The following is a 13,887-nucleotide window of genomic DNA, read 5'->3' on the forward strand; positions in this document are numbered from 1 at the left end:
CGGGGCCTGACCGGACCGGCTCCCCGTCGCGGGGCTTCGTGGTGCCGGTCGCACCCGTCGAGCTGGAGACACCCCCGATCCCATGAGCAAGATCCGCAAGCCTTCTCGCACCGCGCCCGCCGACCAGCCCGCTTGGAACACCCAGCGCGGCACGTCCATGCCGGTGCACCGCTACCGCCCCTGGTACGACGTCGTCGAGAACATCGACCTGCCCGACCGCACCTGGCCCGAAAAGCGCATCGACCGCGCACCGCTGTGGTGTGCCGTCGACCTGCGGGACGGCAACCAGGCCCTGATCGACCCGATGTCGCCCGCGCGCAAGCGCAAGTTCTTCGACCTGCTCGTACGCATGGGCTACAAGGAGATCGAGGTCGGCTTCCCGGCCGCGAGCCAGACCGACTTCGACTTCGTCCGCGAGATCATCGACGAAGGCGCCATCCCGGACGACGTCAGCATCCAGGTGCTGACCCAGTGCCGTCACGAGCTGATCGAGCGGACCTTCCAGGCCCTCGAAGGCGCGCCGCGCGCGATCGTCCACATCTACAACTCGACCTCGATCCTGCAGCGCCGCGTGGTCTTCCGCGAGGAGCGCGAGGGCATCAAGAAGATCGCGACGCAGGCCGCGGAACTGGTCGTCGAGCTGGCCGCCAAGCAGCCCGACACCGACTTCCGGTTCCAGTACTCGCCCGAGTCCTACACCGGCACCGAGCTGTCGTACGCGCTCGAGGTCTGCAACGCCGTCACCGAGATCTGGCAGCCGACGCCGGAGAAGCCGGTCATCCTGAACCTGCCGGCGACCGTCGAGATGGCGACGCCGAACGTCTACGCCGACTCGATCGAGTGGATGTCGCGGAACCTGGAGCGCCGTGACTCGGTGATCCTGTCGCTGCACCCGCACAACGACCGCGGCACCGGCATCGCCGCCGCCGAGCTGGGCTACCAGGCCGGCGCCGACCGGATCGAAGGCTGCCTGTTCGGCAACGGCGAGCGCACCGGCAACGTCGACCTGGTCGCGCTGGGCATGAACCTCTACAGCCAGGGCATCGACCCGCAGATCGACTTCTCCGACATGGACGAGATCAAGCGGACCGTCGAGTACTGCAACCAGCTGCCGGTCCCGGAGCGCTCGCCGTGGGGCGGCGACCTGGTCTTCACGGCCTTCTCCGGCTCGCACCAGGACGCCATCAACAAGGGCCTGGACGCGCTGAAGGACGCCGCCGACAAGCAGGGCGTGCCGCTGGACGAGTACCCGTGGGAGGTCCCGTACCTGCCGATCGACCCGAAGGACGTCGGCCGCACGTACGAGGCCGTCATCCGCGTGAACTCGCAGTCCGGCAAGGGCGGCGTCGCCTACATCATGAAGGCCGAGCACCAGCTCGACCTGCCGCGGCGCCTGCAGATCGAGTTCTCGAAGGTCATCCAGCGCTACACCGACTCCGAGGGCGGAGAGGTCGACCCGACGACGATGTACAACGCCTTCTCGGCCGAGTACCTGGAGCTGAAGACGCCGCTGGAGCTGGTCCGCCAGCACGTGCGCGACAACGGTGACGGCGAGTACGACATCACCGCGACCGTGAAGGTGGAAGGCGACGAGCACGAGGTCACCGGCCGCGGCAACGGCCCGATCGCGGCGTTCTTCGACGCGCTGTCGACCGTCGGCTTCGACCTGCGTCTCCTGGACTACTCCGAGCACACGCTCTCGCCGGGTGACGACGCGCGCGCCGCGTCGTACATCGAGTGCGCGATCTCGGACCGGGTGTTCTGGGGCATCGGCATCGACGCGTCGATCGTCACGGCGTCGCTGCGCGCGGTCGTCTCGGCGGTGAACCGCGCCAACCGCTGAACCTGTGGGCCGCCTGTCGGGTTCCTGTGAGTACCCCTTGATCAGGAGTTTTCCGGGACCGGCAGGCGGTTAATGGAAGTGTGGACGGAACGACGGCGGGCCTGCTGGTGCTGTTCGTCGTCTCGCTGGTGCCCCTGCTGCCCACCGAGGTGACGCTCCTCGGCATGGGCGTCGCGGCGGCGCAGGGCGGGACGTCGCTGGCCCTGGTGATCGCCGTCGCCTCGGCCGGGTGCCTGGTTTCCGACCAGGCGCTCTACGCCCTCGGCCGGTTCGGTGGCCGGGCGGCGCTGGACCGGCTGAGCCGGCGGCGGAAGATCGCCGCCGGCATCGGCTGGCTCGACGGACGCCTGCAGCGCCACCCGAGGCCGGTGCTGGTGATCGCCCGCTGGCTCCCGTCGGGCGGGACGGTCGGTGCCCTGCTCGCCGGATCGCTCCGGTGGCCGGTCGCGGAGTTCTTCACCGCGTCGGCCGTCGGCGTCACGCTCTGGACGTCGTACGTGGCCTTCCTCGGTTACGCGGGCGGCCGGATCATCACCGAACCCGGGATCAGCATGCTGCTCTCCCTCGGCGTCGCCCTGATCCTGGGTTCGGTGATCACCTACGGCGCGAAGCGGTCGGCTAAAGCGATTTGAGGATCTCCGCCGGCTCGGTCCGCGTGACGAAGTCCGGGTGGACGTCGACGAACCGCAGTGCCCGGTCCTGATCCACCACGACGACCGCCGGGTGGACCAGCTCCCACGTGCCGTTGAACTGCTCAAGGTCCGTGCCGAGCGTCTGCATGGCTTCGCGCACGGGCGCGGAAACCGGGTAGCTCAGCCCGAGTCCGCGGGCGACGGTGCTGCCGACGTCCGACAGCACCGGGAACTCGAGGTCCGCGAAGGGCCCGTCCGGCTTCTGGGGGCTGATCGCGGCGAGGGTCACGTTCCTCGCTGTCAGCTCGGGCAGGAGTTCCTGCTGGTAGGTGCGCAGGGTCAGGTTGCAGTACGGGCACCACTGGCCGCGGTAGAAGACGAGCACCGCCGGCCCGTCGGCGACGAGGTGGCTCAGGCTCACCAGCGTGCCGTCGGCCCCGGGCAGCGTGAAGTCTTCGATCTTGTCGCCCGCCTCGGCGAACTTCGTCCCGGTCGCCCGGCGCCGGTCCGCTTCGAGGACCTCGAAGATCTCCGGCGGCAGCGCGCCGCGGGCCTTCGCGTTGACGTCGGTCAGGGCGTCGTTGAGCGTCATGGATCCCCCTGGTTCAGTTGTACTGATCGGTACAGTGGACCGAACTGTACTATTCGGTACATGGATGCGCAAGCGGCCGCCACGACCCCGCGCGGCAAGCGGACGCGGGACGCGATCGTCGACGCCGCGGCCCAGCTGATGTACGTCGACGGCGTCGCGGGCACGAGCGTCGACAAGGTGCTCGCCGCCAGCGGGGCCGGGAAATCGCAGATGTACCACTACTTCAAGAACAAGGAACAGCTGGTCGGGGCCGTGATCGACCGGTACCTCGAGCAGATCCTCGGCAATCAGCCGGCGATCTTCACGCTGTCCTCCTGGGCCGATCTTGAGACGTGGACCGAGCAGCTGCTGGACGTCCACCGCCGCGCCGGCGCGCCGATCGCGTGCCCACTGGGCAACCTCGCCGGGGAAGTCGGGGACAACCCGAAGCTGGCGCCGCTGGTCGACCAGGCCTACCGGACGTGGGAGTCCCACCTGGAGCGCGGACTGAAGACGTTGCAGGAGAAGGGAGAGCTGGCTCCCGACGCCGATCCGGCGCGGCTGGCGCAGGCGGCGATGACGTCCGTCCAAGGTGGACTGCTGCTGGCCCACATCCGGCACGACCTCACCGCGCTGGAGGACGCGCTGGGCATCGCGCTCGCCCACCTGCGCGGCTTCAGGCGGTGAGCTGGGCGATCTCCGCGCGCAGTTCGTCGATCACCTTGGCCACGGCCGGACGCTGCAGCGCGCCGACCCGGCAGACCGCCTCCACCAGCCGGGCGGCGCGGATCCCCGCCAATGGCTTGCTGACCAGGCCGCTGCCGCGGCGGGTGTCGATCGTGTAGCGCGGGACCAGCGCGATCCCGTGGCCCGCCGCGACGAGCCGCTCGGTGATGCGGAAGTCGTTGATCCGCTGCACCACCACCGGCCGGACGCCGGTGCGGACGGTCAGCGAGCGCAGCACGTCGTCCACCGGGAAGCCGTGGTCGACGCCGATCCAGCGTTCGTCGGCCAGCTCCGCCAGGTCCACCCGCCGCTTGGCCGCCAGCCGGTGCCCGGCGGGGAGCGCGACGTCGAGCGGCTCCCGCAGCAGCGGCACGACGTCCAGGCGGCCGGAGTCGAACTCCGGCGCGTGCTCGTCCCGGTGCGCGACGACGATGTCGTAGTCCGCGACCAGGCCGGGCACCTCGGGTGGCGTCATGTCGACGTCGCGGACGTCGACCTCCAGGCCCTCGTACTCCGCGACGCGGGTCAGCAGGCCGGGCAGCAGCATCAGCCCGGCCGACTGGAAGATCGCGATCCGCACGCGGCCGCGCGGCGCGCTGCGGTAGGTGTCCAGTTCGGACTCCGCGCGATCGAGCGCGGCGAGCACCTCGTCGGCGCGGGCGACCAGCGCTCGACCGGCGTCGGTCAGCCGCAGCCCCCGCCCGGCCGGCTCGGTGAGCGGCAGGCCGACCTCGCCCTGCAGCGCCCGCAGCTGCTGCGAGACCGCGGACGGCGTGCAGTGCAGCGCCCGGGCGGCCGCCGTCACGCTCCCGCGGTCGGCGAACTCGCGCAGTGTGCGCAGGCGACCCAGATCCACGGCCCCAGCGTAGTTGAAGCGCGGCTACACAGTGGCCACGCTTTCGGCGGCCTTCGCTTCACGGTCGTGGCGCAGCCGCGCGACCGTCCCGGCGCTGACGAGCGCGACGATCCCGGCGACGCAGCCGAGCGTGAGCACCGACGGCGTCAGGCGGTTGTCGGCCAGCTGCAGCACGTACGCGAACAGCGGCGACAACGTCAGCAGGATCGACGCGGTGATCGGCTCGGTCCGCCGGATCCCCACCTGCAGCAGGTAGAGCGGCAGCGCGACCCCGAGCAGGGCGATCAGCGCGGAGGGCCCGAACGCGGGCCCGAAGCCCGGCGCGTCGTCGACCGCGACGAGCGCCCAGGTCATCGCCAGGATGAGGAAGAACCGCACGGCGAGCACCCGCCGCGGCGGCAGCTCGGCGTCGCTCAGCCGCTTCGAGTAGATCACGTTCGTCACCGAGCCGACCCCGGTGACGAGCACGAGCGCCACCCCGATGAGCGTCTCGCCGGGCGTCCGGTCGAGTCCACTGTGGCCGGTGAACGACCCCCAGACGAGCAGCCCGATCAGCACGCCGATCCCGGCCGCCACCCACGCCTCCGCGCGCAGGATCGCGGTTCCCTTGCGCAGCAACGGGTTGAACGCGAGGGTCAGCACCGGGCCGAGCGCGATGCCCACGACGTTCACCACCGCGGGTTCGAGGTAGCGCAGCGCGAAGAGCATCGACAGCCAGGTCGCGGCGGTCGTCACGTTGATCATCACGACGTCACGGCGCAGCTCGCGCAGTGGCCGGAACGTCACGGCCACCCCGTCGCGCAGCAGCGCGAACCCGAGGAAGAACACGGCGGCGAGGGTGAACGACACCGCCGCGACGGTCGCCGGGCGCAGCTGTTCGAGCTGGTTTCCGGCGAAAACGTCGAGCGCCGCCGTCAGCGCCGCGAACCCGGTCAGTGGCAGTACGCCTCGCAGCATCGGAAACTCCCCAGTCGTCGGCGGACGCTCATCGTCACCGGATCCGGACATCCCGGGCAATAGCGTCCGGGCGGGGTGAGCACGGCCCGAGAGGTGACGTCCACCGATCGGCCCAGGTCAGCGGTCGTTTTCGTGAAGCTCAGCTACAAGGTTCGTGCAGATAATCTCGCTGGTCCTTCACTGTCCGCCTTGCGAGAGTGGAGGCATGCCCACCCGTGACCGCCTGCTCGCCGTGCTCGTCGCCGTGCTCTGGGGCCTGAACTTCCTCGCCATCCACGCCACGCTCGGCCAGTTCCCGCCGGTGTTCGCGGGCGCGCTGCGGTTCGCCGTCATCGCCGTGCCGACGATCCTGTTCGTGCCGTGGCCGAAGGTGAAGGTGCGGCACCTGCTCGGCTACGGCCTCGGCTTCGGCACCGGGCAGTTCGCGTTCCTGTTCATCGCGATGGACACCGGGATGCCGACCGGGCTCGCGTCGCTGGTGCTGCAGGCGTCGGCGCCGTTCACGGTGCTGCTCGGCGCCGTCTTCCTGCGTGAACGCGTCACGCCGCACCAGCTGGCCGGCATCGCGCTGGCCGTCGCCGGGATGGTCGCGATCGCGTGGCAGCAGTCCGGGCACGCGGCCCTGCTGCCGATGGTCCTGACGCTGCTGGCCGCGCTGAGCTGGGCGTTCGGCAACCTCAGCACGCGCAAGGCCGAGCCGGACAACCCGTTGCACTTCACGCTGTGGATGTCGGTGGTGCCGCCGCTACCGATGTTCGCGCTTTCGCTGGTCATGGAGGGCCCGGCCGCGCAGTGGCGCTCGCTGACGACGCTCGGGACGCCGACCGGGCTGACCGCGCTGGGCGGGCTGGCCTACGTCGTGCTGATCGGCACGGTCGTCGGGTCCGGCCTGTGGACGACGCTGATGCGGCGCAACCCGGCGGGCGTGGTTTCGCCGTTTTCGCTGCTCGTGCCGGTGGTCGGTCTGACGGCGTCGTTCGTCTTCCTCGGCGAGCGGCCGACCGGGCTGGAGATCGGCGCGGCCGCCGTCGTGATCGCCGGGGTGCTGCTGGGCTCCCTGCGGTTCACGCGCAAGCGCGAACCCGAGCTCGTCACGGTCTAGGCGGTCGGCTCGCTGACTTCCTGCTTCTCTTCTTCGTCGTGCTTCTTGCCGAGCCGCTTCTTCATCACGAAGAAGACGACGACGCCGATCACGATGGCGGCGACCAGGCCGTACTTGGAGAAGTTGCCGAGCCACTTTTCGGCGACGACGCCGAGGTAGTAGACGAGGGCCGTGGTGCCGCCGGCCCACACGATGCCGCCGGCCGCGTTCGCCATCAGGAACTTCGGGTAGTGCATCTTGAGCGACCCGGCGAGCGGGCCGGCGAGGATGCGCAGGAACGCGATGAAGCGGCCCAGGAAGACGGCCCACACGCCGCGTTTGTCGAAGATCCGTTCGGCGTTGGCGAGGTGCGTCGGGCCGAAATGCTTCGGGAATTTCCGGCCGGCCCAGGCGAACAGCCGTTGACCACCGGTCTTTCCGATCAGGTACCCGATGCTGTCGCCGATGATGGCGCCGGCGCTGGCCAGGATGCCGATCCACAGCGGACTCAGGTTGCTGTGCTGCGAAGCGAGCAAAGCGGCGCTGACCAGCACGATCTCGCCCGGCAGCGGAATGCCGAGGCTTTCGATCATGATCACCGCGCCGACGATCAGGTACACCGAAAGCGGCGGGATCGCCTCCAGCCATTGGTCGATGTGCACCGGTCGTACCCCCTGCTGTTCGCCGAATCTGCTTTCCGCAGGGTACCGGGGCAAGTGCGCCGGGGGCGGCCTACTCAGGTATTGCGGGGGGTACGACTCAAGTCGGGGTTCACTCGAGCGTGGCGAGGGCGGGGGCCACCGGGAAATCCCCGGAAACGACGTCGAAGCCGCGGTTTTCGGTGAGCGGCTCCCCGAGCACCCCGACGAGCACGGCGGCGACGTCCCGCCGGGTGATCCGCCCGGGTTCGAGGTGGCCCGCCACCTTGACGCGGCCGGTGGCGGGGCCGTCGGTGAGCGTCCCGGGCCGGACGATGGTCCAGGTCAGCGCGGACTTCTGCAGGACGCTGTCGGAAACCTGCTTGGCGAGCAGGATCGACCGGACCAGGCGGTCGCCCTGGTCCGGGGAGTCGGCGAACTGGGCGGAGAGCTGGATGAACCGCGAAACCCCGGCGACTTCGGCGGCCCGGATGGCGGCGATGGCCCCGTCCCGGTCGACGAGGTTCACCGATTCGGGTTCCGGATCGGGTGCCCCGATGGTGTTGATGACGACGTCGGAGTCCTTGAGGGCCTCGACGAGGTCGTCACGATCGGCGGTGACGTCGGCTACGACGGGCCGGGCGGGCTCGTCGCGGAGGACGTCGGCCCGTCTGCGGCTTCTCAGGCCGGCACGGACCTGGTGACCTCGGGCCGCGAGCAGGCGGACGACGTGGATCCCGGTTCGTCCCGTCGCGCCCAGCACGGTGACCTGCATGCGGTGATCCTCCCGCAGGTGGGGCGGGTTCGCTGGACACCAGAGTTGTCCACAGGGTTCACCCCCATGTGGACAACTGTCAGTTGCCGGTCAGCCCGGCGGCCCGCGATCGCAGGTACTCCTGCTCGGGCAGGCTCAAGGTCCGCTGGGCAGCGGCCAGGTAAGCCTCCCGCGCCCCGGCCGCGTCACCCGCCAGCTCCAGCAGGTGCGCCCGCACGGCGTCGACCCGGTGGTGCTCCGTCAACTCGGTGTCCGCCAGCTCCGCCAACCCGGCCGATGGCCCGTGGACCTGCGCGAACGCCACCACCCGGTTCAACGTCACCATCGGCCCCGGCGCCACCACGCGCAGCAGGTCGTACAGCGTGAGGATCTGCGCCCAGTCCGTCTCCGCCGCCGACGCCGCCTCGTCGTGGACCGCCGCGATCGCCGCCTGGAGCTGGTACGGCCCCACCGGTGCCGTCGACAACGCGCCCGTGATCAGCGAAACACCCTCTTCGACGAGCCGTGGATTCCACCGGCTCCGGTCCTGCTCGGCCAGCGGGACCAGGGCACCCGCACCGTCGACGCGGGCCGGGCGGCGGGCTTCGGTCAGGAGCATCAACGCCAGGAGTCCGGTCACCTCGCCGTCGTGCGGCAACTCCGCGCTCAGCTGCCGGACCAGGCGGATCGCCTCCGTCGTCAGCTCGACGCGGTTCAGCTCGTCGCCCGAACTGGCCGTGTGGCCCTCCGTGTAGATCAGGTACAGCACCTGCAGCACCGCCGCCAGGCGCTCCGGACCCCCGTCCCGGGTGAGGCGCTCGCCGCGGAGTTTCTGCTTGGCGCGGCTGATCCGCTGGCCGATCGTGGCCTCCGGCACGAGGAACGCGCGGGCGATCTCCGCCGTCGTCAGGCCGCCGACCGCACGCAGCGTCAGCGCCACCTGGGACGGCTGGGTCAGCGACGGGTGGCAGCAGAGCAGCAGCAACGTCAGCGTGTCGTCGACTCCGACCGGCGCGGGGCCGGGCGGCTCGGCCAGCGCCACGCTCTCCTCGCGCCGTTGCCGGGCGGTCTCGCTGCGCCACTGCTCGATGCGCCGCCGGGACGCCGTCGTGATCAGCCAGCCCTTCGGGTGGTCCGGGATCCCGGACGACGGCCACTGCTGCGATGCCGCCAGCAGCGCCTCCTGAACGGCGTCCTCGCAGGACTCGAAGTCGCCGTACCGCCGGACCAGCGCCGCCAGGACCTGCGGGGCGAGCGAACGCAGCAGCTCGGGGTTCACCGCAGCCCCATCACCGGCCGCACTTCGACCACGCCGAACGCTGCTTCGGGGATCCGCGCGGCGATCTCGACGGCGCGTTCGCGGCTGTCGCAGTCGAGCACGTAGAAGCCGGCGAGGAACTCCTTGGCCTCGGCGAACGGGCCATCGGTCGTCGTCCTGCCGCGCTCGCCCACGCTGACCCGCGTGGACAGCTCCGGGAAGGCGAGCCGTTCGGAGACGACGCGCTCGCCGGACGCGTCGAGGTCGTCGTTGAGCTGCTGGTAGTAGGCGAGCCCGGCGGCCTGCTGCTCGTCGCTCATGCCCTCCCAGGCCGCGCGCGACTCGGGGTTGCCGTAGATCAGGACCACGTACTTCACGAACGCCTCCCGGCCGATGTCGAAATCCAGGATGGCATGAGGGAGAAGCGAAACGACGAACGGCCGGCCGGGACGAATCCCGGCCGGCCGTTCGGAAGAGAACCTCAGAGGATCTCGGCGGACGTGCCGATGTCCGGCGGGCCGAGGTCGGGGTTCAGCGCCCCGGTGAGCTCGACCAGCTCCGGCTTCACCTCGTGCGGCTGGATGCGCCCGTCGCGGATGTCCTCCGCGTAGTGGCACGCCACCCGGTGACCGCCGCCGATCTCGCGCAGCTGCGGGCGGTCCGTGTCGCACAGGCTCGCCTGCTTCCACGGGCAGCGCGTGTGGAAGCGGCAGCCCGACGGCGGGTTCGCCGGCGAAGGCAGGTCGCCCGCGAGCAGGATCTGCTCACGGGTGTCCTCGACCTGCGGGTCCGGCACCGGGATCGCCGACAGCAGCGCCCGCGTGTACGGGTGCAGCGGTTCGCGGTACAGCGAGTCCGCGTCGGTCTCCTCGACCAGCGCGCCCAGGTACATCACGCCGATGCGGTCGGAGATGTGCCGCACCACCGCGAGGTCGTGCGCGATCACCACGTACGTCAGGCCGAGCTGGTCCTGCAGGTCCTCCAGCAGGTTGACCACCTGGGCCTGCACCGAGACGTCCAGCGCGGACACCGGCTCGTCGGCGACGATCAGGTCCGGCTCCACGGCCAGCGCCCGCGCGATGCCGATGCGCTGGCGCTGCCCGCCCGAGAACTCGTGCGGGTACTTCCGCAGCGCCGTCTCCGGGAGGCCGACCGCGGCCAGCAGCTGCCGCAGCCGCCGCTGGGTGGCTTCCTTGTCCTTGTCGAGGCCGTGCGCGTGCATGCCCTCGACGAGGATCGACTCCACCGACTGCCGGGGGTCCAAACTGGACAGCGGGTCCTGGAAGATCATCTGCATCCGGCGCCGGGCCTTCCGCAGTTCCTCACCCTTCAGCTTGGCGACGTCGGTGCCGTCGAAGACCACCGAGCCGGCGGTCGGCTCGCTGAGCCGCAGGATCGCCCGGCCCAGCGTGGACTTGCCGCACCCGGACTCGCCCACCAGGCCGTAGGTCTCGCCGCGGCGGATGGACAGGTCGACACCGTCGACCGCGTAGACGTGGCCGACCGTCCGGTCGAACACGATCCCGCTCTTGATCGGGAAGTGCACCTTGAGGTCGCTGACCTCGAGCAGCACGTCGCCAGCAGGACGGGTCATCGGGCTCCTCCTCCCGCCGCGACCGCCGGCCGCACGGGGTTGTGACAGCGCAGCAGCCCGCCCTGGTCGGGCACCAGCCGCGGCGAAACCTCACGGCAGACCGGCAGCGCGTTCGGGCAGCGGGGCGCGAACGCGCAGCCGCCGTCCCACGGGATGTTGTCGGACACCGAACCGCGGATGGGGATCAGCTTCTCGCCGCGGCCCGCGTCGAGGCGCGGGATCGAGGCGAGCAGCCCGTGGGTGTACGGGTGCCGCGGCTCGGCGAACAGCTGGTGCCGCTGCGCGCGTTCGACGATCTTGCCGCCGTAGAGCACGTTGACCTCGTCGCACAGCCCGGCGACCACACCGAGGTCGTGCGTGATCATGATCAACGCGGTGCCGGTGTCCTGCACCAGTTCCCGCAGCAGCGCCAGGATCTGCGCCTGGATGGTGACGTCCAGCGCGGTGGTCGGCTCGTCGGCGATGAGCAGCCGCGGCCGGCACGCCAGCGCGATCGCGATCAGCGCGCGCTGGCGCATCCCGCCGGAAAGCTGGTGCGGGTACTCGGAAAGCCGCCGCGACGGGTCCGGGATGCCGACCTTGTCGAGCAGGTCGGTCGCTTCGACGGTCGCCGCCTTGCGCGACATCCCGCGGTGGCGCTCCAGCACCTCGGTGATCTGCAGCCCGATCGGGATGACCGGGTTCAGCGAGGACAGCGGGTCCTGGAACACCATGCCGAGGTCGCGGCCGCGGCGGTCGCGCATGTCCTTGTCGGACAGCTTGAGCAGGTCGGTGCCTTCGAAGCGCACCGAGCCGCTGACCTTGTTGCCGCGCCGGGCCAGCAGCCGCATGATCGCCAGCGACGTCACGGACTTGCCGCAGCCGGACTCGCCGACCAGGCCGACGGTCTGGCCCGGTTCGACGTCGAAACTCACGCCGTCCACCGCGGTGAACGACCGCTCGCCACGGCGGACGAAGTCGACCTTCAGGTCACGGACTTCAAGGAGTGCCATGGGTTCTCACCGCCTGTTCTTCGGGTCGAGGGCTTCGCGGAGGGACTCGCCGACCAGCGTGAACCCGAGCGCCACGATGATGATCGCGATCGCCGGGTAGTACGCGAGCTCGGGACGGACGTCGAGGAACTGGTGCGAGGCCTTGCCCAGCATCAGCCCCCACTCCGCCCGCGACGGGTCCGGGTCGCCCAGACCGAGGAACGACAGCGCGGCGGCCTCCAGGATCGACGTCGCCAGGGTCAGCGTCGCCTGCACGATGACCGGGCCGAGCGAGTTCGGCAGCATGTGCCGGAACACGATCGGCCAGCGCTTGACGCCGAGCGACCTCGCGGCCAGCACGTGGTCGGCGTCCCGCTGGGACAGCATGGAACCGCGCAGCAGCCGGGCGAAGATCGGCACGCCGATCATCGACACGGCCAGGATGACCGTCCACTGGCTCGGCTTCGCGAACAGCGCCGCGATCGAAATGGCCAGCAGCAGGGACGGGAACGCCAGCATGACGTCGACCAGTCGCATCAGGATGGTGTCGACCCAGCCGCCGAAGGCACCCGCCAGGCCACCGATGATCACGCCGATGAGCACGCCGACGATCGTGGCGAGCACACCGACGATCAGCGTCTGCTGGGCGCCGGCGATCAGCCGCGACAGGAAGTCGCGGCCGAAGTCGTCCACGCCGAGCGGGAACCCGGCCTGCGCGCCGGGGATGAAGTTCGGCCGGACCTGGTCGCCGAGGTACTGGACGTCGGGGTCCTTCGGCTCCAGCACCGACGCGAAGATCGCGACGATCAGGAACAGGCCGGTGATGACGCCACCGGTGATCGCGACCGGGCTGCGCAGCATCCGGCGGATCGCTTCCCCGCCGAGGCTGCGCCCGCTCGCCGCGGCGAGCTTGTCGATCGGTTCCTTCTTCTTGTTCAGCAGAGTGTTCATCGCACACGCACCCTCGGGTCGATGATCCCGTACGAGATGTCGACCAGCATGTTCACCAGGACGTAGACCACGGCCCCGAACAGCAGGAGCGCCTGCAGCCGGGGGTAGTCACGCCGTTCGATCCCTTCGGCCAGCAGGAAGCCGAGGCCGCGGAAGTTGAACACCCGCTCGGTCAGCACGGCGCCGCCGAGCAGCGCGCCGGTCTGCAGGCCGATGGTCGTGACCACCGGCAGCAGGCCGTTGCGCAGGACGTGCCGGGTGCGCACCACCTGCTGGGTCAGGCCCTTGGAGTTGGCCGTGCGGATGAAGTCCTCGTTGAGGACGTCCAGCACCGACGCGCGGGTGATCCGGGTGATCACCGCGAGCGGGATGGTGGCGAGCGCGAACGCGGGCAGGATCAGGTGCTTGATCGCGTCCCAGACGGCGTCCCACTCGCTCGTCATGATGCCGTCGAGGATGGCGAAGTTCGTGATCGCCGTGGCGTCGAGGCCTGCGGCCTGCCTGCCCTGGGACGGCAGGCCCAGCGGCGCGGCCAGGATGTCCTGCATCATGTAGCCCAGGAAGAAGACCGGCACCGCGACGCCGATCAGGCTGAGCACGATGACCACGTTGTCGACCGGCCCACCGCGGTACCGCGCGGACAGGTAGCCGGCCGGGATGCCGATGACGACCGCGATGATCATCGCGGAGAGACCGAGCTCGATGGTCGCCGGCAGGAAGGTGACGATCTCGCCCATCACGGGCTGGGTCGACACCAGGGAGTTGCCGAAGTCGCCGGTCAGCGCCCGGCCGAGGAATCCGAAGTACTGCACGAAGATCGGCTGGTCGAGGCCGAGCACGTGGTTGAGGTTGGCGATCTTCTCCGGCGTCGCCTTGTCCCCCAGCAGAGCGGCGGCGGGACCGCCGGGCAGGGACCGGAGCCAAGCGAAGACCAAGATGGACAGGATGAAGAGCGTCGGGATCGCTTGTAGCAGCCGACGCACGAGAAAACGGAGCACTTGCAGTCCTTTGTTGCCAGCCCGGGAATCAGGCGCAGGGGGTGGGTGCGGTAGCAC

15 protein-coding genes are annotated in these 13,887 nt (G+C 70.3%); 4 read left to right on the top strand and 11 right to left on the bottom strand.

The window, feature by feature from the left end; translation table 11 throughout:
• The first annotated feature begins 82 nt into the window (after positions 1-82).
• Together leuA and AA23TX_RS38275 are read left to right on the top strand one after the other, a co-directional pair.
• Positions 83-1,843 carry a 2-isopropylmalate synthase gene (leuA, locus tag AA23TX_RS38270; RefSeq protein WP_196425771.1) on the top strand — a complete coding sequence of 587 codons (1,761 nt, stop codon included), beginning with the start codon at positions 83-85 and terminating at the stop codon, positions 1,841-1,843.
• Between the two features lie 80 nt (positions 1,844-1,923).
• Positions 1,924-2,475 carry a DedA family protein gene (locus AA23TX_RS38275; RefSeq protein WP_155547867.1) on the top strand — a complete coding sequence of 184 codons (552 nt, stop codon included), beginning with the start codon at positions 1,924-1,926 and terminating at the stop codon, positions 2,473-2,475.
• On the opposite strand, the gene AA23TX_RS38280 is transcribed toward AA23TX_RS38275, so the two are convergent.
• The gene (locus tag AA23TX_RS38280; RefSeq protein ID WP_155547868.1) at positions 2,462-3,067 is read right to left on the bottom strand and encodes a peroxiredoxin-like family protein; all 606 of its coding nucleotides are present in this window, start codon (positions 3,065-3,067) and stop codon (positions 2,462-2,464) included. The two genes, AA23TX_RS38275 and AA23TX_RS38280, sit on opposite strands and share 14 nt — an antisense overlap.
• A 60-nt stretch (positions 3,068-3,127) precedes the next feature.
• Between AA23TX_RS38280 and AA23TX_RS38285 the strand changes: the two genes are divergently transcribed.
• Complete coding sequence (locus tag AA23TX_RS38285) at positions 3,128-3,733, top strand: TetR/AcrR family transcriptional regulator (protein ID WP_155547869.1); 606 nt, start codon at positions 3,128-3,130, stop codon at positions 3,731-3,733.
• Here AA23TX_RS38285 and AA23TX_RS38290 read toward each other — a convergent pair.
• Positions 3,723-4,628, bottom strand: coding sequence for a LysR family transcriptional regulator (locus AA23TX_RS38290; protein WP_155547870.1), 906 nt, complete (start codon positions 4,626-4,628; stop codon positions 3,723-3,725). The two genes, AA23TX_RS38285 and AA23TX_RS38290, sit on opposite strands and share 11 nt — an antisense overlap.
• Before the next feature lie 24 nt (positions 4,629-4,652).
• Positions 4,653-5,585: a DMT family transporter gene (locus tag AA23TX_RS38295; RefSeq protein ID WP_155547871.1), complete on the bottom strand. Its 933-nt coding sequence runs from the start codon at positions 5,583-5,585 to the stop codon at positions 4,653-4,655.
• A 205-nt stretch (positions 5,586-5,790) separates the two neighbouring features.
• Between AA23TX_RS38295 and AA23TX_RS38300 the strand changes: the two genes are divergently transcribed.
• On the top strand, positions 5,791-6,687 hold the full coding sequence (locus tag AA23TX_RS38300; RefSeq protein ID WP_155547872.1) for an EamA family transporter: 897 nt from the start codon (positions 5,791-5,793) through the stop codon (positions 6,685-6,687).
• Here the strand turns inward: AA23TX_RS38300 and AA23TX_RS38305 are convergent.
• The 8 genes from AA23TX_RS38305 to AA23TX_RS38340 all read right to left on the bottom strand — a co-directional run bounded on the left by AA23TX_RS38305 (position 6,684) and on the right by AA23TX_RS38340 (position 13,830).
• Positions 6,684-7,328, bottom strand: a complete 645-nt coding sequence (locus AA23TX_RS38305) for a DedA family protein (RefSeq protein ID WP_155547873.1) — start codon at positions 7,326-7,328, stop codon at positions 6,684-6,686. The two genes, AA23TX_RS38300 and AA23TX_RS38305, sit on opposite strands and share 4 nt — an antisense overlap.
• 109 nt (positions 7,329-7,437) lie before the next feature.
• A complete protein-coding gene (locus AA23TX_RS38310) occupies positions 7,438-8,079 on the bottom strand; it encodes an SDR family oxidoreductase (RefSeq protein ID WP_155547874.1) in 642 nt (213 codons plus the stop codon).
• 79 nt (positions 8,080-8,158) lie between these two features.
• Positions 8,159-9,337, bottom strand: coding sequence for an RNA polymerase sigma factor (locus AA23TX_RS38315; RefSeq protein WP_155547875.1), 1,179 nt, complete (start codon positions 9,335-9,337; stop codon positions 8,159-8,161).
• On the bottom strand, positions 9,334-9,693 hold the full coding sequence (locus AA23TX_RS38320) for a YciI family protein (protein WP_155547876.1): 360 nt from the start codon (positions 9,691-9,693) through the stop codon (positions 9,334-9,336). The genes AA23TX_RS38315 and AA23TX_RS38320 overlap by 4 nt, the downstream gene beginning before the upstream one ends.
• Before the next feature lie 104 nt (positions 9,694-9,797).
• Positions 9,798-10,910: an ABC transporter ATP-binding protein gene (locus AA23TX_RS38325; RefSeq protein ID WP_155547877.1), complete on the bottom strand. Its 1,113-nt coding sequence runs from the start codon at positions 10,908-10,910 to the stop codon at positions 9,798-9,800.
• A complete protein-coding gene (locus tag AA23TX_RS38330; RefSeq protein ID WP_155547878.1) occupies positions 10,907-11,902 on the bottom strand; it encodes an ABC transporter ATP-binding protein in 996 nt (331 codons plus the stop codon). The genes AA23TX_RS38325 and AA23TX_RS38330 overlap by 4 nt, the downstream gene beginning before the upstream one ends.
• 6 nt (positions 11,903-11,908) lie before the next feature.
• Positions 11,909-12,832, bottom strand: coding sequence for an ABC transporter permease (locus tag AA23TX_RS38335; RefSeq protein WP_155547879.1), 924 nt, complete (start codon positions 12,830-12,832; stop codon positions 11,909-11,911).
• Positions 12,829-13,830 (bottom strand): ABC transporter permease, encoded by a 1,002-nt coding sequence (locus AA23TX_RS38340; RefSeq protein WP_155547880.1) that lies wholly within the window; start codon positions 13,828-13,830, stop codon positions 12,829-12,831. The genes AA23TX_RS38335 and AA23TX_RS38340 overlap by 4 nt, the downstream gene beginning before the upstream one ends.
• Between the last annotated feature and the right edge of the window lie 57 nt (positions 13,831-13,887).

This window comes from Amycolatopsis camponoti (assembly GCF_902497555.1).
In the GTDB taxonomy this organism is placed as follows: Bacteria; Actinomycetota; Actinomycetes; order Mycobacteriales; family Pseudonocardiaceae; genus Amycolatopsis; species Amycolatopsis camponoti.